Consider the following 20,631-nt stretch of genomic DNA (forward strand, 5'->3'; position numbering starts at 1 on the left):
CAGCCTGGCTTCAATAGTCCGCCCGCTCCCGGTCGATGCGCATTCCGCCATCGTGGCGATGGTGGGGCTCGTCGCTCGGCCGCTCCCGCGCAATACGCATTACGTCGGGGTTCGTCCGAACCCGTCGCATGACATTCGCCAGATGGACGCGGTCGCTCACCTGGATCACAAAGCGCAGCAAGGTGGATTCCTGGGACAGGTCTTCGTCCATCGCGATGTGGACGATGTTCGCGTCCGCAGACGTGATGTCGGCGGCCACGCGCGCGAAAACGCCCTTGGTGTTCTTGACCAGCACCTTCACCGCGACGTCGAACAGACGACCGGGTTGAGGCGCCCAGGCGACGTCGATCCAGCGGCCCGGGTCGCGACGGTGAATGCGCTGCGCGACGCGGCAATCCGTCGTGTGGATCGCCATACCAAGGCCGATGCCGATATAGCCCATGATGTTGTCGCCCGGAATCGGGCGGCAGCACGCCGAGAGTTGCACCGACATGCCTTCGGTTCCCGTGATGACGACGGGCGGCGCATGTGGATGATGGGCCGCCTCACCGCGCGGGTGCTCGTCGTCGTCCGCGTCGTGGCCGCTCATCAGCACCTCGATGCGCTTGGCCATCACCGCGGCCACGCGGCGACCCAATCCGATGTCGGCGAAGATTTCCTGGCGGTTCTTGTTACCCGTCCATTGCACCAGCTTGTCCCACACCTCGGGCGTCACGTCCGCGAGGGCGTAGCCGTAGCCCTTCAGCGCCTGGTCGACCAGCCGCTCGCCAAGCTGCACCGACTCCGTGAGCCGCATCGTCTTCAGGTAGTGGCGGATCGCCGAGCGGGCCTTGCCCGTGCGCACGAAGCCGAGCCACGCCGGATTCGGCTTGGAGTACGGCGCCGTGATGACTTCGACGATGTCGCCGCTCTTGAGCTCGGTGCGCAACGGCAGCAACTCGTTGTTGATCTTCACGGCGACGCATTGATTGCCGAGGTCGCTGTGGATCGAATACGCAAAGTCGAGCGCCGTGGCGCCGCGCGGCAGCGCCATGATCTTCGACTTCGGCGTGAACACGTAGACGGCGTCCGGGAAGAGGTCGATCTTCACGTGTTCGAGGAATTCGCTCGAATCGCCGGCTTCGCTCTGAATGTCGAGCAGCGACTTGAGCCACTGATGCGCACGTTTCTGCACGTCATTGAGGTCGGCGCCACCGTTCTTGTACATCCAGTGCGCGGCCACGCCGGCCTCGGCGATCTCGTGCATCTTGCGCGTACGCACCTGAAACTCGATCGGCGCGCCGAACGGCCCCACCAGCGTCGTATGCAGCGACTGGTAGCCGTTCACCTTCGGAATCGCGATGTAGTCCTTGAACTTGCCGGGCACCGGTTTGTAAAGAGCATGCAGCGCGCCGATGCAGGTATAGCACTCGAGCGGCGTGTCCACGACGACACGAAAACCGTACACGTCGAGCACCTGCGAAAACGACAGCTGCTTGTCACGCATCTTCTTGTAGATGCTGAAGATCGTTTTCTCGCGGCCAGTGACCTCGGCCGAAATCTTCGCCTCGGCAAGTGCGCGCTGCACCGATTCCAGAATCTTGCTGACCACTTCTCGCCGGTTGCCGCGAGCCGCCTTCACCGCTTTTTCGAGCGTGGCGTAGCGATTCGGATTGAAGTTCGCAAAGCTCAGATCCTGCAGCTCGCGATACGTGTTGTTCAGGCCTAGCCGGTGCGCAATGGGCGCATAGATGTCCAGCGTTTCGCGCGCCACACGGCGGCGCTTTTCCATGGGCACGGCACCGAGCGTGCGCATGTTGTGCAGCCGGTCGGCGAGCTTCACGAGAATCACGCGCACGTCGCGCGCCATCGCGAGCAGCATCTTGCGGAAGTTTTCCGCCTGCGCTTCCTCGCGATTGCGAAACTCCATCTTGTCCAGCTTCGAGAGGCCGTCCACCAGCTCCGCCACCTTCGCGCCGAAGCGCTCGGCCAACTCGGTCTTGGTCACGCCCTGGTCTTCCATCACGTCGTGCAGAAGCGCCGCCATGATGGCCTGGGCGTCGAGCTTCCAGCCGGCGCAGATTTCCGCGACGGCAACAGGATGCGTGATGTAGGGTTCGCCGCTCTGGCGATACTGACCGAGGTGAGCCTCGTCGCTGAAATGGAACGCGGCCTTGACCTCCTTGATCTCGTCAGCGGCGAGATACGTGGAGAGCGCGCTCGTGAGGTTCGCGATGGAGACGACGCCGTGCTTGCGTGGCTGCTCCGGCGTGGCAGTCGGGCCGAAGAGGTGGCGGAACGACTGTTCGAGGACTGCGTCGATGTAGTTGCGTGCAGACGAACTCGTGTCGGTTTCCTGTTCCACTTCCGTGGCGGCGGGCGACGGTGTCGTGCTCATGTTCGCCTCCGTATCAGGTGAGCCGCAGGTTGACCGCAGCGTGGCGCTCGAGTGTCTGCACGCGGTGTGAATCAAATGGCAATCGCAGGTGCGTTCAACGCGAGTGCCTTATACCGGCACCTTCTTCAGCATTTCGATTCCGACCTGGCCGGCCGCGATCTCGCGCAGCGCAACCACGGTGGGCTTGTCGCGACTTTCGATCTTCGGCGTATGGCCTTGTGCCAGCTGACGGGCACGATAGGTGGCGGCGAGCGCCAGTTCAAAGCGGTTCGGAATCTGTTTGAGACAGTCTTCGACGGTGATGCGGGCCATGTTGGTCTTCCTTCTCGATATGGTGTCTATTCTACCTTATGTGCCGGATGCGCCGGGCTGAGGCAGGTGAATGCCGAGCTGAACGAAGAGCTCTGTATGGCGTGCGTACTGGGACGCAAAACGCAGCCGCGTGGCAGCGACGAGGCAACGCAGTTCGGCAAGCGCGCGATCGAAGTTTTCGTTGATCACGACGTACTCGGCTTCGGCCGCATGCGCCATCTCGCTGCCCGCTGCAAGCAGGCGTCGCGTGATGACGTTGGGCTCGTCCTGGCCACGCTTTTTCAGCCGTTCTTCAAGCGCTTCCAGCGACGGCGGCAGGATGAAAATTTCCACCGCGTTGCGAAACTGCTTCTTCACCTGCTGCGCGCCCTGCCAGTCGATTTCGAGCAGCACATCGTGGCCGATCTTCATCTGCTCTTCGATCCACACGCGCGAGGTCGCGTAGTAGTTGCCATGCACCTCCGCGCTCTCGAGGAACTCGCCGGCCGCATGGCGCGCGAGAAAGTCGTCGACGGTCGTGAAGTGATAGTGCTCGCCGTCGCGTTCTTTCGAGCGGGGGGCACGCGTGGTGTACGAGATCGACAGACGAATCGCTTCGTCTTCTGCAAGAAGCGCGTTCACGAGCGTCGACTTGCCGGCGCCCGAAGGTGCCACCACCATGAAGAGATTGCCCGGATAAACGCCCGCATACGGATTGCGGCGTTTGCTCGAATCGGGGGTGTCGCTGCTTTGTCCGGTCATTGCCGAAGTCCTTCCATCTGTATCTGAGTGTGTTTGCCGCCTGCGTCACTCGAGGTTCTGCACCTGCTCGCGCATTTGCTCGATGAGAAGCTTGAGTGTCATCGACGCATCCGCGAGCTCCTTGGCCGCCGCCTTCGAACCCAGCGTGTTCGCCTCGCGGTTCAGTTCCTGCATCATGAAGTCGAGCCGCTTGCCGACCTTGCCGCCCTTCTCGATCACGTGACGCGTTTCGTTCAGATGCGCGGTGAGCCGCGAAAGCTCTTCGGCAATATCGATGCGGATGCCGTACATCGTCACTTCCTGGCGGATGCGCTCGGCGATTTCCTCTCGCGAGACGATAGTGGCCGGCTGGTCCGCCGCCGCGATGCCGAGCGCCTCCTGCAGTCGCTCGACGATCTTCTGCTGATGCTTCGCAATCAGCTCGGGCACGAGCGGCGTGATGCGCGCCACGATCGCTTCCATTTCGGTGACGTTGCCAAGCAGCATCGTGGCCAGTTGCGCGCCTTCACGGGCCCGCACGTCGATCAGATCGGCAATGGCGCGCTTGCCGCATTCGAGCACCGCTTCGCGCAGTGTGTCGGTCGAGATCTCGCTTTCCGTGAGCACGCCGGGCCAGCGCAGGATTTCGCCGGTGCGCAGCGGTCCCGCGTCGGGGAACGCCGCGAGCACGGTGCGCTGCAGCACCGCCAGTTGTTCGAGCGAATCGCGGTTCAGCGCGCCGGCGTTGGCGGCCTGCTCGCTGCGCTGCAGGTTGATGCGGATATCGACCTTGCCGCGCGAGAGCTTCGTCATGAGCATTTCGCGCAGTGTGGGCTCGCAGGCGCGCACGTCCTCAGGCATGCGAAAGTTCAGGTCCAGAAAGCGCGAGTTCACCGTGCGCAGTTCGACAGACACGCTCACGCCGCCGTTACCCTCGCCCGAGGTAAGCTCGCGCGTCGCGCTCGCATAGCCGGTCATGCTGTAGATCATCGTTCGCCTCGCGAAAAGGCCGATGCGCGACGCCAGGATCGCGCATGGCGTTGGATGTGAGGCGCCCGGCGTGTACGAGACGCGGGGCGCGCAAGACCGACATTATCCCATTTTTGGCTACGAAGCCCGGCGCACGCGGCACGCCGGGAAAAGGCCCGCGGTGGGGCGCCATTGCGCTTCTCCGAACGGCGCTAAAATGTGCAGTTCCCCTTCGCTTTCACACTCCCCACGATGAACGACACCACGAAACGCCCGAGCGGCCGCCGTCCCGACCAGTTGCGCGACGTACGCATCACGCGCCACTACACGAAGCACGCCGAAGGTTCGGTGCTCGTCGAGTTCGGCGACACGAAGGTGATCTGCACGGCCAGCGTGACGGAGCGCGTCCCCGAATTCCTGCGCGACCGCGGCCAGGGCTGGCTCACCGCCGAGTACGGCATGCTGCCGCGCGCCACGCACACGCGCAGCGACCGTGAAGCGGCACGCGGCAAGCAGACCGGCCGCACGCAGGAGATCCAGCGGCTGATCGGCCGCGCGCTGCGCTCGGTGTTCGATCTCGAACGGCTCGGCGCACGCACCATTCACCTCGACTGCGACGTGATCCAGGCCGACGGCGGCACGCGCACGGCGAGCATCACGGGCGCGTTCGTCGCGGCGCATGATGCCGTTGCGAAGCTGCTCGCGACCGGGCGCATCGAAACATCGCCCATCACCGATTACGTCGCGGCCATTTCGGTGGGGGTCTTCGACGGGGTGCCCGTTCTCGATCTGGACTACGACGAAGACTCGCAATGCGACACCGACATGAACGTCGTCATGACAGGCGACGGCGGCTTCGTCGAAATTCAGGGCACCGCTGAAGGCGTGCCCTTCACGCGCGACGAGATGAACGCGCTGCTCGATCTCGCGCAGTCGGGCATCCGATCGCTGATCGAGATGCAAAAGGCCGCGCTGGAGAACCGCGCGTGACGAACCCGAAGCCACAGAGTCCGCACGCCGCGAGCGACAGCACGCTCGCGCGCGTCGTGCTCGCCTCGAACAACGCGGGCAAGCTGCGCGAATTCTCCGCGCTGCTCGGCGCGGCCGGCATCGAACTCGTTGCCCAGGGCGAACTGGGCGTGCCGGAAGCCGAGGAGCCGCATCCCACCTTCGTCGAAAATGCGCTCGCCAAGGCGCGCCATGCGGCGACGCTCACAGGCTTGCCCGCGCTCGCCGACGATTCGGGCCTGTGCGTGCGCGCGCTGCGCGGCGCACCGGGCGTCTATTCCGCACGCTACGCGCAGCTTGCCGGCGGCGAAAAGAGCGATGCGGCGAACAACGCCCGCCTCGTCGATCAATTGAAGGGACACGACGACCGTCGCGCCTACTACTACTGCGTGCTCGCGCTCGTGCGCCACGCAGAAGATCCGGAGCCGCTGATTGCCGAGGGTCGCTGGCACGGCCTCGTGCTCGACGTGCCGCGCGGCGCGAACGGCTTCGGCTACGACCCGTACTTCTTCGTACCGGCGCTCGCCGCCACGGCAGCGGAGCTGGAGCCGGCCGTCAAGAACGCGACGAGCCATCGCGCGATGGCACTGCGCCAGCTGCTCGCGCGACTGAAGGAGGAAGCGTGAGCGCTGCATCGACGGGCAAGGGCGTCGTGGGCACGTTCACGATGCCGGGCCGCATTCACCTCACCTCGCTGCCGCCGCTTGCGCTGTACATCCACTTCCCCTGGTGCGTGCGCAAGTGTCCGTATTGCGATTTCAATTCGCACGAGTGGAAGGGCGACCAGTTTCCCGAGAACGACTATCTCGACGCCCTGCGCGCCGATCTCGAACAGGCGCTGCCGCTCGTGTGGGGTCGCCAGGTGCATACGGTGTTTATCGGCGGCGGCACGCCGAGTCTGCTCTCGGCCGCAGGGCTCGACCGGCTGCTCTCCGACGTGCGCGCGCTACTGCCGCTGGACGCCGATGCCGAGATCACGCTCGAAGCCAACCCCGGCACGTTCGAAGCGGCGAAGTTCGCGCAGTTCCGGGCGAGCGGCGTGAACCGGCTTTCAGTCGGCATCCAGAGCTTCAACGAGGCGCACCTCAAGGCTTTGGGGCGTATCCACGATGCCGCGCAGGCGCGCCATGCCGTCGAGGTAGCCGCGAACACGTTCGACAATTTCAATCTCGACCTGATGTTCGCGCTGCCGCGGCAGACGCTGGCCGAATGCCAGGCCGACATCGAAACGGCGCTCTCGTTCGCGCCGCCGCATCTGTCGCTCTATCACCTGACGCTCGAGCCGAACACGCAGTTCGCGAAGTTTCCGCCGGCACTGCCGGACGACGACGCGTCGGCGGACATGCAGGACTGGATTCACGAGCGCATGGCCGCCGCGGGGTACGGACACTACGAGGTCTCGGCATACGCGAAGCCGCATCGGCAGTGCAAGCACAACCTCAACTACTGGCGCTTCGGCGACTACCTCGGCATCGGTGCGGGCGCACACACGAAGCTGTCGTTTCCGCATCGCGTGCTGCGACAGGCGCGCTACAAGCATCCGGCCACGTTCATCGATCACGCGCGTGCCGGCGCGCCGGTGCAGGAAGAACATGAAGTCGGCCCGCACGATCTGCCTTTCGAATTCATGCTCAACGCGCTGCGTCTCGTGGAAGGCTTTCCGGTGCATCGCTTCGTGGAACGAACGGGGCTGCCCATGACGTCGATCGAACCCGCACTTCAGGAAGCCGAACGGCGCGGCCTGATTGCCCGCGACCACGAAACGATCGCGCCCACCCCGCTCGGCCAGCGCTTCCTGAACGACCTGCAGGCGCTCTTTCTCAAGGACGATGCGTAAGACGGGGCGCGACGTCCTTGCGAGCTGCCTGACGCTTCGGCCGGACGGCGGTTTCAGGTTACAATGCCGGGCTTCGGAGGTGTGGCAGAGCGGTTGAATGCACCGGTCTTGAAAACCGGCGAAGGGGCAACCCTTCCGTGAGTTCGAATCTCACCGCCTCCGCCAGAACGTCGACAACTACGGGCCGCCAGGCCCGTTTTTGCTTTCTGGCGTCCACCCTCGCGCCCCATGCGGCACCCCCCCCCTCAACACCGGCCTCCGCCCGCCTGTTCGCCGTTCGATATCCGTATTGCCCCGGTTTGAACATTGTCGAAATGACGTGTGAAATGAGCCTGTTCCGCAGGAAGTCCTTACAAACTTTTCGACAATCACAATCAAGAGGCCCACGTGTCAGAACAACAATCGGCGGAAATTGCTGCACGCATCGACCGCCTGCCCCCTTCACGCACCGTGTGGACGATGGTGATCCTGATCTCCCTCGGCGGCGTCTTCGAGTTCTACGACCTCTTCTTCACCGGCTACGTGGCGCCAGGCATGGTGGAGTCCGGACTGTTCAAACCGGAGTCGCTCGGCTTCTTCGCGGCGCTCCAGCCGCTCGCCGTCGCGGGCTTCGGCACCTTCGTCTTCTCGACGTTCGCAGGCCTGTGGATCGGCGCCCTCGTCTTCGGTTTCGTCGCGGACCGCTTCGGTCGGCGCTTCATCTTCACCTGGTCGCTGGTCTGGTACATGGTCTGCACGGCGATCATGGCGTTCCAGACTACGGGCCTCGAACTCAACCTCTGGCGCCTGATCGCGGGCATCGGCATCGGCGTCGAACTCGTCACCATCGACTCGTACATCTCCGAGTTGATCCCCAGCGCCGAGCGCGGACGCGCGTACGCCACCAACCAGTTCATCACGTTCCTCGTGGTGCCGGTGGTCGCGTTCCTCGCCTATGCGCTGAAGGGCACGCACCCGTTCGGCCTCGACTACTGGCGCGTCGTGATCCTGATCGGCACGGTGGGCGCCCTCTTCGTCTGGATCATTCGCCGTAACGTGCCGGAAAGCCCGCGCTGGCTCGCCCGCCACGGCCGGTTCGAAGAGGCTGGACGCATCGTCGCCGACATCGAGCGCCGCGTGGCCGCCGAGAAAGGCATCACGCTGCCGCCGCCCCAGCCCGCGCGACCCGAGAAGGAAGGCCGCGGCTCCTATGCCGAAATCTTCGGCCCGCTCTACCTGAAGCGCACGATCATCCTCTCGGTGTTCAACATGGCCCAGGTGATCGGCTTCTACGGCTTCGCCGCCTGGGTGCCGACGCTCCTGATCCACCGCGGCATCCACGTGACGGCGAGCCTCGAATACGCGTTCATCATCGCCATCGCCAATCCGTTCGGGCCGCTGCTCGGCACCTGGTTCGCGGACCGGCTGGAGCGCAAGACGCAGATCTGCGCGGGCCTGCTGGTGATGGGCATCGTCATCGCGATCTTCTCGCAGACGTCCGAACCGTGGCTGCTGATCGCGCTCGGCGTCGTGTTCACGCTGGCCTCGAACATCATGTCGTACGCCTACCACGGCTACCAGGCCGAGCTGTATCCGACGCGCGTGCGGGCTCGGGCCGTGGGCTTCGTCTACTCGTGGAGCCGGATCTCGGCGGCGTTCGCGGGGCTCGCCATCGGCATCCTGCTGCATCTGTACGGCGTGCCGGGCGTCGCGGTGTTCATTGGGGCGTCCATGGTGGTCGGCATCTGCATGATCCTGCTGGGGCCGTCCACCCGCGGTCAGGCGCTCGAATCGATCAACCATTGAGAAACGGTGGCACGGACAGCCGGACGGGCGCAAAGCCCCGTCCGGCGGGCGACCGGCGCCGGAATGGCGTGGAAATAGCGTTGCAATGGCCCGGCAGACGCTGCAAAGGCACAACGCCCACGCGACGCAAATCTAGGTGAAAACCCTTATATCCGGTATCATGGCGGCCAGACCCGGAAGATACCGCCATGCCTGCCCGTTTTCAGCTTTTTGAAAGAATCGCGTTCTCGCTCGTCGTGTTCGCCGCGCTTCTCTGCTCCGCCTTCATCGCGTACGAAAGTTCGCCCGAATTCCGCTTCGGTCTGCACGAAGGCAAGGAACTCGTTCTGAAGAGCACGGAGTACTCGTACATGTGCGCCTCGGCCATGAGCCAGCCTTGCGCGCAGATACCCGTCGAGTGATTGACGACGTCGGCACGTCGCTATTCATGGCGCCGGCCGACGATCCGCTTGAACCGCTGTCTGCCGCGTTCGAAGCCACCCCTCTGTTTGCGTAAAGACTTGCCGCGGCGCAAGTCGCTCCGTACGCCGTCGCTCATTTCGCGCGCTTGCCTCCAGTCGCGCAGGGCGAATGCGGATTGCAACCGCACGAATTTGACCTAGCATCGAATCACGTTCGGCATCTGAGTTCCTGGCGATGCTCCTTCGCGTACGTCACCTTCGTTGCGTCACCACGGCTTGTGCGTCGACCCCGTTGCGCCTCACGCGCAGCGCGGCTGCTCTGGCATTCGGCCTCGCCGTGTCGGCCTGCAACTTCACGATCACGCCGCCCGGCCGACCGGCGCTGATCACACCGCCCGCCGCGGTCAACAGCCTCACGCTGGACCAGTACCGGTCCGCCGTCGCTCAACGCATTCTCGAGCGCAATCCCTCTTACGTGCTGCATGGTTCGCCTCAAGCCATGCTGCGTTCGCTCGTGGTCGTATCCTTCACGGTGGACAGCCGCGGCGGCGTAGTGACCTCGTCGGTATATCGCACCAATGGCGACGACGAAGCGGAGAGCACTGCGCTCGCCACGCTCAGGCGCGCCTCGCCGCTGCCGCAGCCGCCTTCGAAACTGCTCAACACACGCGGCCAGCTGGAACTGATGGAAGACTGGCTGTTCAACGACAACGGCAAGTTCCAGCTGCGCACGCTCGCGTCCCCGCAGGCTCAAAACTTCAACTGACGCGCGGCAAGCAAACGGTCTTCGGCGCTTTCCACGCGGGCTCGCACGCTCGTTATAATTTCCCGCGACTTTCCCGCCGGCACGCCGGCACTTGCTGCGCACTACCCTGCTGCGCGAGCAAACCATAACCGCCATGCAGCCACGCCATCCGCGCCGGCCGCGACGTGCGGTCAGAGCCCGGCCGAGTCTCCACACGCTTCACGCCGATCGAAGCGAGGCCGCACTAGGGCCGACGACAATCGCAGCAACCGCCATCACGGCAATCAGCACCGAACGACAACACACGCCCCGCCCTCACGGCGCGGGGTCGGCACGCCGCCGGCACCGCCGTAGCGTGCCGCCTCGAACAGGAGACACTGCATGTCCACATCGCCGCTTTCCTCCGCACGCGCGGACACCGAGGACACCGCTGCATCGATCAGAACTTCGCGCGTCATCTTCGCGAGCTTCATCGGCACGGCCATCGAGTTCTACGATTTCTACGTCTACGCCACCGCAGCCGCGCTCGTAATCGGCCCCGTGTTTTTTCCGCACAGCTCCGCCATGGCGCAAGCACTCTCGGCATTCGTTACGTTCGGCATCGCGTTCGTTGCGCGGCCGATCGGGTCGTTCCTGTTCGGCCATTTCGGTGATCGCATCGGACGCAAATCGACGCTGGTCGCGTCGCTGCTCGTCATGGGGTTGTCCACCACGCTAATCGGCTTTGTGCCCGGTTACGACAGCATCGGCAGCCTGGCGCCGATCCTGCTGTGCGTGCTGCGCTTCGGCCAAGGCATTGGTCTTGGCGGCGAATGGGGCGGCGCCGCGCTGCTCGCCACGGAATACGCCCCGGCCGGCAAGCGCGGCTGGTTCGGCATGTTTCCTCAGCTTGGACCGTCGGTCGGCTTTCTTGCCTCGAACGGCCTGTTCTTCGGTCTTGCGCTGTCGCTCTCGGACGAACAGTTCCGTAGCTGGGGTTGGCGCGTACCGTTTCTCGTGAGCGCGGTGCTGGTCGCGCTCGGCCTCTACGTGCGCCTCAAGATCGCCGAAACGCCCGCGTTCAAGGCGGCTGTCGAACGCGAAGAACGCGTGCGCGTGCCGCTCGCGACGCTGTTGACCGAGCATGGCGGAGCAACCGTGCTCGGCGCGCTCGCGATGGTGGTGTGCTACACGCTGTTCTATATCTCGACGGTGTTCTCGCTCTCGTACGGCGTCTCGACGCTGCATTTCTCGCGTCCGGAGTTTCTCGGTCTGCTGTGCGTGGCCGTGGTTTTCATGGGTCTCGCCACGCCGCTGTCGGCCTGGGCTAGCGACCGCTTTGGCCGCAAGCCGGTGCTCGTCGTCGGCATCGCGGCGGCGATTCTCTCCGGTTTCGCGATGCAGCCGCTGCTCGGCAGCGGGTCCACGCCGCTCGTGCTGCTGTTTCTCGTGATCGAGCTGTTCCTGATGGGCGTGACCTTCGCACCGATGGGCGCGCTCTTGCCGGAACTCTTCCCCACGCGGGTGCGTTACACCGGCGCAGGCGTGGCCTACAACCTGGGCGGGATTCTGGGTGCTTCCGTGGCGCCCTATATCGCCCAGTTGCTCGCGGCGCACGGCGGACTCGCGTGGGTGGGCGGCTACGTTTCCGTCGCGGCCGTGGTGAGCCTTGTCGGCGTGCTCTGCATGCGCGAGACGCGCGACGCGAACCTGATCTAGCGCAGCCGGCTACCGGGGACGGCACACTGCGTGCATTCCCCGAATTGCGGGGCTCATTTGCGCGTGCCTATACTGCAAACAGGTCGTCCCTCACCCGCGGCGCGAAGCCGCCTTACCGAGTGCGAAGGGACGAATGAGCAGCCTTGCAGGGAGCCGACCATGAAGCTTCACTTGAGCAATGCCGACGTCGTGGCTGTCATCGCGCTGGCGCTGATCGGGGCGCTGGTTCTCGCCATACGCTTTCGCCCATCCACTTGGAAGGGCATTCTGGCCGAGGCGGTCGCGGCCAACGTGGTCGCCGTCGGCACGGTGGTTGCGCTCGAAATGCTGCTGGCCTGAGCACCTAAGCGGACGTGCGGCTCTTGCCGACGGTATGCCGCGTCCGCTGTTTCGTGCAGTCAGGCTGCGGCAACGGAGCCGATTCTCATCGGCTCCTCGATACGCGGCTCACCATGCACGTAGTCGATGGCGTCGAGTACCTCCTTCACCTCGGGCACCTGGCCTGGGCTGCCGAGTGAAGTGGAGCGGTACGGCGCATGCACGCCGCAATGGTCCTTCGAGGTAGCCGTGAAGATCATCACGGTGCGCTTCATCAAGGCATGAGCGAGGTGCACGAAGCCCGTATCGACGCCCACCACCAGCGACGCTTCTTCGATCTTCCGAGCGAGCTCGACGATGGAGAGCTGCGGCAGGACCGTTGCACCCGGCACGAGACTCGCAATCTGCACCGCAGCGGCATGCTCGGCCTGGGAGCCCCACGGCAGCGCGATACGGTAGCCGCGTCTCGTGAGCTCGCGGCCCAACTCACCCCAACGGGATGTGGGCCACTTCTTCTCGTCCTTGGACGTGGCGTGGAAGAACAGCGCGAGCGGCTGCGTGCCTGGCACTGCCGGCATAACGCGCTCTGCCGGCGCATTGCGCGGCACGCGAAGGTCGTAGACCGGCGGACCTTCCACCTCGTAGCCGAGCGCCTCGCCCGTACTGACGCGCATGCCGTGCCACGCGTCGCAATCGGGACGCGGACCGAAGCGGCCGTTGTAGGCGAACGCGGCACCGCGTTCGCCGAGATCCCTGGAGCGGTAACCGAAGCGTCGCGATGCGCGCGCAAGCCTCGCGATGATCGCGCTCTTGTAGACCCCGTGAATGTCGATCACCGCGTCATAGCGGTGCGCGCGCAGTTCAGCGATCGACGCGGCGATCGCCTTGAAGTCGGCCCAGCGCCGCGCCTTTTTGAAACGTCGCAAGGGAGCGCACAGTACGCGGTCCACGCGACGGTTCCATCGCACGACGTCCGCGAACGCTTCGTCTGCAGCCCAGTCGACTTTCGCGCCAGGGAATGCGCGCTGAATATCGGCTACCACGGGCAGCGCCTGCACGATGTCGCCGAGCGAGGTCACCTTGACGATGAGGATTCGTTTCATTGTTGCGTTTCGTTTTATCGTTTGCCACGCAGATTTTAGCGGACGATCCTTTCATCGACCGAGGGAAATCGGGCCCACAAATTAGGGGCGCGAGAGCTTTCGTATTACAAGATGTAAATGCGAGCGCGGCATGGGCGGCCCATCGCGATTGGCTTGCGCATTGTGGAAGATGCGATTTGCACTCAGCGCCACAATAACGCCGCCGGTATACTCACGTCTTTTCGCGGCCAAAAAACAATGCGCCGAACGTTGCCCTCCTTCCCTTCCCATGTCGGACGCCGTGCGCGGCGCCTCTGGCGCCAGTACGGCGTGTTCTGGCTAGGCGCCATCGCGGTAGGCCTCATCGCCGTCTTTTACGCACGTCTCATCGATTGGGGATATGGCGTGTTTCGCACCGCCCAGCACGATCACGTGTGGCTGCCATTCATCATCACGCCGGCCGTGGCGGCGGCGTCCGTGTGGCTCACGCGGCACCTCTTTCGCGGCGCGGAAGGCAGCGGCATTCCGCAGGTCATCGCGACGCTCCATGCGAAGCCGGGCGAGTCGGGTGCGCGCCTTCTCACGCTGCGCATCCTGCTCGGCAAGATCGCCGTGTCGTTCCTCGGCATACTGGGCGGCTTCACGATTGGGCGCGAAGGTCCCACGGTTCAGGTGGGCGCCGCGCTCATGTTCAACCTGAGGCGGCTCTACCCACGGTCGAACGCCTTGATCGAACGGCAACTCGTGCTGGCCGGCGCGGCTGCCGGGCTTTCGGCGGCATTCAACACACCGCTCGCGGGCATCGTGTTCGCCATCGAGGAACTCACGCGAAGCTTCGAGGCGCGCGCAAGCGGCGTGCTGATCACCGCCATCATCATCGCCGGTGTCATTGCGCTGGGCTTGAACGGCAACTACACCTACTTCGGCACCATCCAGATCGGGTCACATTTTCCGGATCTGCTGGCCGTAGCGGTATTGTTGACCGCTGTCGTGACCGGCCTCGCGGGCGGTGTCTTCGCGTGGTTGCTCCTCAACACTGCACGCTGGATTCCGGCGCCGTTGCGCAAGCTTCACGGTGAGCGGCCGGTCGCATTCGGCGCGCTGTGCGGACTCGTCATTGCGGTAATCGGCGCGCTGTCGGGCGGCACGACGTTCGGCAGCGGCTACGCGGAAGCACGCGGACTACTGGACGGCCACGAACAGCTTTCCGTGCTCTACCCGTTCCTGAAGATGGCGTCGATGGTGGGTTCGTACTTGCCCGGTATTCCGGGCGGCATTTTCGCGCCGTCGCTCTCGATCGGAGCCGGCTTCGGCAATCTGCTGCACATGGTGTTCGGCAGTCTGCAGTTGCAGATGCTCATCGCCCTCGCGATGGTGGGCTATCTCGCGGCCGTAACGCAGTCGCCCATTACGTCGTTCGTGATCGTGATGGAGATGATCAATGGCCACGCGCTGGTGATTTCGCTGATGGCCACGGCGCTCGTTGCGAGCCGCGTGTCGCGGCTACTCGCGCCGCCGCTTTATGAATCGCTCTCGGAGCGCTACATGGCGCCGCTGCCGCAACCCGCGCCGGCGCCCGTGCCGGAAGTACCGGAGGCACTGAACGCCACCGAGCCCGACGAGACGGCCGCAGCGTCGGACGCCGGGCCGCACCGCTGACCCGCAACGCGGCCGGCCCCGGCTCGCTGCGGCGATCAAAGCAACGGCGCGGGGGCGACGTCAAAAACGCGATGGGGCCGGACGAATCCGCGCCCCCGGCCCGCCTCTCAGGCCTGCGGAATCTCGATCTTGACCTCGAGCACTTCGAGGTTGTCCTGCCGCTCCAGACTCACGCGAATATCGTCGTTGGAGATCTTCACGTACTTCGAAATCACCGCGACGAGTTCGCGCTGCAACGCCGGCAGATAATCGGCAGGCGCATGGCCGCCGGCCCGCTCATGGGCAATGATCAGCTGCAGGCGTTCCTTCGCTACCGACGCGGACTTCTTCTTCTCGCCCAGCAAAAACGAAAGAATCGACATTAGGTGCGCCCCCCTTACTTGGTGCCGAAGAGGCGCTGCAACAGGCCCGGCTTCTGGTAATCGGTGAAGCGAAGCGCCTTGTCCTCGCCGAGAAAGCGCGCGACCACGTCCTTGTACGCTTCGGCCACGTCGGTGCCGTCGAGATGCACGGCCGGCACGCCCTGGTTCGACGCATGCAGCACGGCCTCCGATTCGGGCACCACGCCGATCAGCTCGATGCGCAGAATTTCCTGAATGTCCGTGAGCGAAAGCATCTCGCCTTCGCTGACGCGCTTCGGGTTGTAGCGCGTGATGAGCAGGTGCTCCTTGATGGGGTCCTTGCCCTCGATCGCGCGCTTCGTCTTCGACGATAGAATACCGAGAATGCGGTCGGAGTCGCGCACCGACGACACTTCGGGGTTCGTCACGATGAGCGCCTCGTCGGCGAAGTGCATGGCGAGCAGCGCGCCCGACTCGATGCCCGCCGGCGAATCGCAGACGATGTACTCGAAGTCCATGGCGACGAGGTCGTTGATGACCTTCTCCACGCCTTCCTGCGTGAGCGCGTCTTTATCGCGCGTCTGCGAGGCGGGCAGGATGAACAGGTTCTCGCACTTCTTGTCCTTGATGAGCGCCTGGTTGAGGTTCGCTTCGCCCTGGATCACGTTGATCAGGTCGTACACCACGCGACGCTCGCAGCCCATGATGAGATCGAGATTGCGCAGGCCGACGTCGAAGTCGATCACGGCGGTCTTGTGGCCGCGCAGCGCGAGGCCAGACGCAAAACTCGCGCTCGTGGTCGTCTTGCCCACGCCACCCTTGCCCGAAGTCACCACAATGATTTTTGCCATTCCCTTACCTTGCGTTCGTCAATTTTCGTCTACGGGGTTCGCCGCCTGCGCATCGCGCACGCCGCGGCGGCTTCACGTGAGCCGTAACGGTTCGAATAACAGTCTTTCCTCGTCGAGCCGGACCTGCACCGGCTTGCCCTGCACGTCTGCCGGCAGCGGATTTTCGGTCGTGCGGTAGATGCCCGCGATCGAAATCAGCTCCGGTTCGAGGCACGTGCAAAAAATGCGCGCGTCGTGGTTGCCGTGCACGCCGGCAAGCGCGCGGCCGCGCAACGGCGCGTAGATATGGATGTTGCCTTCCGCGATCACTTCCGCACCGTTGCTCACCATTGCGAGCACGACCAGATCGCCCTTTGCGTACACGCGCTGCCCCGAACGCAGAGGTTTGTCGATCACGAGCGTCTGGGCAACGGCCGCCGAAGGCTGGGACTCCGCCTGCGCTGCCGAGTCGCCAGCGGCGGGCGTGGTCGCGGCGGCCGATTCCGTTGCTTCAGCAGCAGCATCCGGCGCCTCACGTTCTTCGTCCGCGGTCTTCGCGTTGGTCGAACGGCGGTCGCGCGCTTCGAGAAACGGCAGACCCGCTTCGGCCACCCACTCGTGCTGCGAAGCGTCTGCCACAACGCCGACCGGTTTCATCCGCACGCTCTCGAGCAACCGTGCGATCTCGGCAACCGGCACGCGCTCCTGCTCGCCGAGGCGGCGCACGTCGATCGCCACTACGTCGTTCGCGAAGAATTCGGGCGTCGCCTCGAAGCGCCGGGTGAGTTCGGCGCGCATGGCATCGAGCTCGGTCGTTTTCACTACGAACAGGAGCGTATCGACGGTCCCGCTCTTCAGTTCAAAGTAAGGCGATTTCCTGGGCGACATGGCGTTCGGCAAAAAATTTTGCGTATTTTACAGGCGTCCTGACGCACGATCAGTATTTTTAGATGAGTCGGCCCGCCGCGCGCGCAGACATGCGGGCACGAGCGTCATCACGGAGGAGGTTTGCGTGGCGGCCGGCAAAGCGACCGCACGGAAATGCAGTCAGTGCTCCTGCACACCGGGCGCGAAGCGCACGTCGCGCACGAGCAGCGTTTCCCATTGATCCGGAGCCCGGGCAATGCGGGCGTGGTCGCCGGTGGGTCCGAAGCCGAGGCGCTCGTAGAAGCGCATGGCGTTGCGGTTTTCATCGGCCACCCATGCATGGATCTCGCGTGCCCCCTCGCTCGCAAGCCATTCGCTCGCGGTATTCACGAGCAGCTCGCCCCCGCGCAGATGACGCACGGCGGGCGCCACCCACAACTCGCGCACGAACGCACGGCGCTGCGGTGTGTCGTCGAAACAGGCGCCGATGAGTCCGGCAGGATGACCTTCGGTATAGAGGATGAACGTTGCGGCAGTGCGGGAAGCGGCATGTTCGGCCGCGGTGGAGTCGAAGACAGAAGCGTCCGCGCCCAGCGCATCTTCCAGCGTATCGCCGAAAGCGTAGGGCGCATCGCGCAATGATGCAGTGCGCAGTTCGCGAAACACGTCGCCCTGGTCAGCAGCGATGCGGCGAACGGTCAATGAAGGATTCATGCAGACGTGAACCTCGGTAGGACGCTTCCATATAGCTTTAACCGAACGGCGCGCAGAGTCAAATCCCGGCGGGGCTCGATCATGAACACCATGCCGCGGCCATGCGGCGTCTCCATGGCGCAACCCGCGGCAGGGGCGTCGCTCGCTTCGTCTTACGGCGCTTCGTAGCGGCCCGTGCCGTCGGGCCAGGGCGTAAGCAATTCGAAGCCGTCGTCGGTGACGGCCACCATGTGCTCCCATTGAGCCGAGAGCGAGCGGTCTTTCGTCACGACGGTCCAACCGTCGCGCAACACGGTGGTACCGGCACGGCCGGCATTCACCATGGGCTCGATGGTGAAAACCATGCCGGGACGCAGCCGCACGCCCTGACCCGGCTGCCCGAAATGGAGCACCTGCGGTTCTTCGTGATAGACCGTGCCGATGCCGTGGCCGCAGTAGTCGCGCACCACAGAAAAGCCGTCGCGCTGCGCCCGCTTCTGGATCGCGTGACCGATGTCGCCAAGCGTGGCGCCCGGCTTCACCTCGCGAATGCCGGCCACCATCGCGTCGTAGGTGGTGTCGATCAACACCTGCGCGACCGTGCTCGGCTGGCCGACGCAGTACATGCGGCTCGTGTCGCCGAAGTAGCCGTCTTTGATCACGGCGACGTCGATGTTGATGATGTCGCCGTCCTTGAGAATTTCCTTGCGATCGGGAATGCCGTGGCAGACCACCTGGTTCACGGACGTGCAGACGGTCTTCGGAAAGCCGAGATAACCCACGTTCGCAGGCACGGCCTTCAGCGTGTTGACGATGTAGTCGTTACAGTGCGCATCGAGCTCGTCGGTCGACACGCCCGGTTGCACGTATTCGCCGATCATCGCGAGCACTTCGGCCGCGAGCCGGCCTGAGATGCGCAGCCGCGCGATGTCGTCGGGAGTCTTGTAGGTAATGGCCATCGGATAGAGGCAAAGAAGTTCGGACGGCGCCGCAAGGCGCCCTGTGCCGCCTGCCGCCGGCATGGCGCACCTGGGCGCCACGGCGCCTCGGGCGGCACGACAGGAGCAATTGTACAGGCCCGCTGGATGGCCCTCGCCCTTCGCCGACCGGCCATTTCTGCGGGCGATTTCGCACTTCCTCCTCCACCTGCGCTATAAACGAACGCGGGCCGGCACACGCTTCGGCGTAAACTTCGGGAAATCCCATCCGCGCCGCGACTGCGAAGGTGATGTCCGATCAGGCGCCCGGTCGCGAAACACCGTTGGAGAATTCATGGCTTCACCCCAGGAAAGCATCAGCATGGCAGTGTTCTGCGACTTCGAGAACGTCGCCCTCGGCGTGCGCGACGCGAAGTTCGACCGCTTCGACATCAAGCCCGTGCTGGAGCGGCTGCTGCTCAAGGGCAGCATCGTCGTGAAAAAGGCCTACTGCGACTGGGACCGCTACAAGACCTTCAAGGCGGGCATGCACGAAGCGAGTTTCGAGTTGATCGAAATTCCGCACGTGCGCCAGTCGGGCAAGAATTCGGCCGACATCCGGCTCGTGGTCGACGCGCTCGACCTCTGCTATACGAAGTCGCACGTCGACACGTTCGTGATCGTGAGCGGCGATTCGGATTTTTCGCCGCTCGTCTCGAAGCTGCGCGAGAACGCCAAGAAGGTGATCGGCGTGGGCGTGAAGAACTCGACGTCGGACCTGCTGGTGGCAAACTGCGACGAGTTCATCTTCTACGACGACCTCGTGCGCGAGCAGCAACGCGAAGCCGCGCGACGCGAAAAGAACGAGAAGAGCGCCACGGCAAAGCGCCCCGCCAACGACGAGCGCCCCGCGAAGCCCGACCAGGAAGATCGCAAGGCAAAGGCCATCGCATTCGCCGTGGACACCTTCGACGCGCTCGTCTCCGAACGCGGAGACAGCGGAAAGATCTGGGCATCGGTGCTGAAAAGCGCGATCAAGCGACGCCGGCCCGACTTCAACGAATCGCGCTATGGCTTTCGCGCGTTCGGCAACCTGCTGGAAGAAGCGCAGGCGCGCGGCTTCCTCGAGATCGGGCGCGACGAGAAGTCGGGGACGTTCGTGCAGCGTCCCGGGAGCCCCGACGGGAGCGGAAACAGCGACGCCGTTCATGACGTGGACGACACGCACCGCGACAGCGAAGCAGGCGACGTCCAGAAAAACGCACGACGCCGCCGGCAGCGCTCATCGTCCGATACCCGCGCCACCGCTGGAACGATTGTGAGCAACGACGCAGCCCCTATAGAGACGGCGGAGGCGCAGCGGACCGAAATCGCCCCAGCCGAGCCGGCAACGGAAGAACAAGCCGACACGCAAAGCGCGAAGCCCCAGGTCGCCACCCACGACGAATTGAACGACGCCGCGAAACCCACCCGGCGAGGCAAGCGCCCATCGCGCAAGTCAGCGAAGAAGAGTGACGACGCGCCTGAAGTCGACACCTCGCATCCGGCGAAAGAAGCGGCACCTGCATCGGCATCAGCATCCGAACAAATCGGGAATGCCAACGAAACTGCGCCGGTAAAAAAGGCTCGCAAATCGACGACACGCTCGCGACGCTCACGCACCAATAACGGCGACGCGTCGACGTAGGCGACACACGCGAGATCCGTGATGAAGCTCGCGTCCTCCACCCCGCCCACCGTGCGGGCCGCGACGTTGAGCACGATGATGACCGTGGAGTCGTCGTACTCCGCGCGTTCCGGCACAAACTTCAGACGCAGATCACGCCGCGCAGGTTGATCACGCCTTTGACGAACGGCGGCGCATTGGCCATGCGCGTGGGCCGCAGGAGCGGATCTCCTGCATCACCTATACGGAGTGCATTGGCATTCAGCCATACCCATGCGTGGACGCCCGGAGAATTGAACCAGCGCTATCTGGCCAACCGCGATGACGGGCTGTGCATCGGCGTGACGCCCACGCGTCTCATGCTCGCAACCGCTTGAAATGACTGTGCGGGTAGCGGCGATTCGGA

General features: G+C 64.4%; 21 protein-coding genes, 1 tRNA gene and 1 pseudogene. 12 read left to right on the plus strand and 11 right to left on the minus strand.

From position 1 onward, the window contains the following. Positions 1-10 precede the first annotated feature (10 nt). The 4 genes from U0042_RS14660 to U0042_RS14675 all read right to left on the minus strand — a co-directional run bounded on the left by U0042_RS14660 (position 11) and on the right by U0042_RS14675 (position 4,399). The gene (locus U0042_RS14660; protein WP_114810165.1) at positions 11-2,377 is read right to left on the minus strand and encodes a RelA/SpoT family protein; all 2,367 of its coding nucleotides are present in this window, start codon (positions 2,375-2,377) and stop codon (positions 11-13) included. Between the two features lie 108 nt (positions 2,378-2,485). Further along, positions 2,486-2,689: a DNA-directed RNA polymerase subunit omega gene (rpoZ, locus tag U0042_RS14665; RefSeq protein ID WP_006999799.1), complete on the minus strand. Its 204-nt coding sequence runs from the start codon at positions 2,687-2,689 to the stop codon at positions 2,486-2,488. A 36-nt stretch (positions 2,690-2,725) separates the two neighbouring features. Then, positions 2,726-3,430, minus strand: a complete 705-nt coding sequence (gene gmk / locus U0042_RS14670) for a guanylate kinase (protein WP_114810164.1) — start codon at positions 3,428-3,430, stop codon at positions 2,726-2,728. 45 nt (positions 3,431-3,475) lie between these two features. Beyond that, complete coding sequence (locus U0042_RS14675; protein ID WP_017774539.1) at positions 3,476-4,399, minus strand: YicC/YloC family endoribonuclease; 924 nt, start codon at positions 4,397-4,399, stop codon at positions 3,476-3,478. Between the two features lie 231 nt (positions 4,400-4,630). Here U0042_RS14675 and rph point away from each other — a divergent pair, with 231 nt between their 5' ends. The 9 genes from rph (at position 4,631) to U0042_RS14720 (ending at position 12,191) form a co-directional block, all read left to right on the plus strand. Then, the gene (rph, locus tag U0042_RS14680) at positions 4,631-5,368 is read left to right on the plus strand and encodes a ribonuclease PH (RefSeq protein WP_114810387.1); all 738 of its coding nucleotides are present in this window, start codon (positions 4,631-4,633) and stop codon (positions 5,366-5,368) included. Then, positions 5,365-6,012, plus strand: coding sequence for an RdgB/HAM1 family non-canonical purine NTP pyrophosphatase (gene rdgB, locus U0042_RS14685; RefSeq protein ID WP_114810163.1), 648 nt, complete (start codon positions 5,365-5,367; stop codon positions 6,010-6,012). Before rph ends, rdgB begins: the two co-directional genes overlap by 4 nt. Before the next feature lie 41 nt (positions 6,013-6,053). Beyond that, positions 6,054-7,223 carry a radical SAM family heme chaperone HemW gene (gene hemW / locus U0042_RS14690; RefSeq protein WP_232833310.1) on the plus strand — a complete coding sequence of 390 codons (1,170 nt, stop codon included), beginning with the start codon at positions 6,054-6,056 and terminating at the stop codon, positions 7,221-7,223. Positions 7,224-7,298: 75 nt separating this feature from the next. Further along, positions 7,299-7,388, plus strand: a tRNA-Ser gene (locus U0042_RS14695). A gap of 294 nt (positions 7,389-7,682) precedes the next feature. Next, the gene (locus U0042_RS14700; protein ID WP_198665268.1) at positions 7,683-9,008 is read left to right on the plus strand and encodes an MFS transporter; all 1,326 of its coding nucleotides are present in this window, start codon (positions 7,683-7,685) and stop codon (positions 9,006-9,008) included. 188 nt (positions 9,009-9,196) lie between these two features. Then, the gene (locus U0042_RS14705) at positions 9,197-9,409 is read left to right on the plus strand and encodes a hypothetical protein (RefSeq protein WP_114810160.1); all 213 of its coding nucleotides are present in this window, start codon (positions 9,197-9,199) and stop codon (positions 9,407-9,409) included. Between the two features lie 235 nt (positions 9,410-9,644). After that, the gene (locus U0042_RS14710; RefSeq protein ID WP_114810159.1) at positions 9,645-10,175 is read left to right on the plus strand and encodes an energy transducer TonB family protein; all 531 of its coding nucleotides are present in this window, start codon (positions 9,645-9,647) and stop codon (positions 10,173-10,175) included. A 360-nt stretch (positions 10,176-10,535) separates the two neighbouring features. Next, positions 10,536-11,852: an MFS transporter gene (locus tag U0042_RS14715; protein WP_114810158.1), complete on the plus strand. Its 1,317-nt coding sequence runs from the start codon at positions 10,536-10,538 to the stop codon at positions 11,850-11,852. A 159-nt stretch (positions 11,853-12,011) separates the two neighbouring features. Further along, positions 12,012-12,191, plus strand: a complete 180-nt coding sequence (locus U0042_RS14720; protein WP_114810157.1) for a hypothetical protein — start codon at positions 12,012-12,014, stop codon at positions 12,189-12,191. 59 nt (positions 12,192-12,250) lie between these two features. Here U0042_RS14720 and waaC read toward each other — a convergent pair whose 3' ends face one another. Further along, positions 12,251-13,273 carry a lipopolysaccharide heptosyltransferase I gene (gene waaC / locus U0042_RS14725; protein WP_114810156.1) on the minus strand — a complete coding sequence of 341 codons (1,023 nt, stop codon included), beginning with the start codon at positions 13,271-13,273 and terminating at the stop codon, positions 12,251-12,253. 237 nt (positions 13,274-13,510) lie between these two features. Here waaC and U0042_RS14730 point away from each other — a divergent pair, with 237 nt between their 5' ends. Further along, positions 13,511-14,911: a chloride channel protein gene (locus U0042_RS14730; protein WP_114810155.1), complete on the plus strand. Its 1,401-nt coding sequence runs from the start codon at positions 13,511-13,513 to the stop codon at positions 14,909-14,911. Between the two features lie 107 nt (positions 14,912-15,018). Here U0042_RS14730 and minE read toward each other — a convergent pair whose 3' ends face one another. The 5 genes from minE to map all read right to left on the minus strand — a co-directional run bounded on the left by minE (position 15,019) and on the right by map (position 18,601). Then, entirely contained in the window at positions 15,019-15,273 is a 255-nt protein-coding gene (gene minE, locus U0042_RS14735; RefSeq protein WP_114810154.1) for a cell division topological specificity factor MinE, read from the minus strand. 14 nt (positions 15,274-15,287) lie between these two features. Then, positions 15,288-16,103 (minus strand): septum site-determining protein MinD, encoded by an 816-nt coding sequence (minD, locus tag U0042_RS14740; protein WP_114810153.1) that lies wholly within the window; start codon positions 16,101-16,103, stop codon positions 15,288-15,290. Between the two features lie 72 nt (positions 16,104-16,175). After that, complete coding sequence (minC, locus tag U0042_RS14745; protein WP_114810152.1) at positions 16,176-16,970, minus strand: septum site-determining protein MinC; 795 nt, start codon at positions 16,968-16,970, stop codon at positions 16,176-16,178. Between the two features lie 159 nt (positions 16,971-17,129). Beyond that, positions 17,130-17,663, minus strand: a complete 534-nt coding sequence (locus U0042_RS14750; RefSeq protein WP_114810151.1) for a GNAT family N-acetyltransferase — start codon at positions 17,661-17,663, stop codon at positions 17,130-17,132. Positions 17,664-17,815: 152 nt separating this feature from the next. Then, entirely contained in the window at positions 17,816-18,601 is a 786-nt protein-coding gene (map, locus tag U0042_RS14755; RefSeq protein ID WP_114810386.1) for a type I methionyl aminopeptidase, read from the minus strand. Positions 18,602-18,914: 313 nt separating this feature from the next. Here map and U0042_RS14760 point away from each other — a divergent pair, with 313 nt between their 5' ends. Next, the gene (locus tag U0042_RS14760; RefSeq protein ID WP_198665260.1) at positions 18,915-20,246 is read left to right on the plus strand and encodes an NYN domain-containing protein; all 1,332 of its coding nucleotides are present in this window, start codon (positions 18,915-18,917) and stop codon (positions 20,244-20,246) included. On the opposite strand, the pseudogene U0042_RS14765 reads toward U0042_RS14760, so the two are convergent. After that, positions 20,228-20,439 (minus strand): annotated as a pseudogene (locus U0042_RS14765) (chemotaxis protein CheW); the annotation flags it as partial. The gene U0042_RS14760 and the pseudogene U0042_RS14765 overlap by 19 nt on opposite strands. 40 nt (positions 20,440-20,479) lie before the next feature. On the opposite strand from U0042_RS14765, the gene U0042_RS14770 reads away from it, so the two are divergent. Continuing rightward, positions 20,480-20,602 (plus strand): hypothetical protein, encoded by a 123-nt coding sequence (locus tag U0042_RS14770; RefSeq protein WP_269814034.1) that lies wholly within the window; start codon positions 20,480-20,482, stop codon positions 20,600-20,602. Positions 20,603-20,631 lie beyond the last annotated feature (29 nt).

Origin of the sequence: Paraburkholderia kururiensis, from assembly GCF_034424375.1 — a bacterium.
GTDB lineage: Bacteria > Pseudomonadota > Gammaproteobacteria > Burkholderiales > Burkholderiaceae > Paraburkholderia > Paraburkholderia kururiensis_A.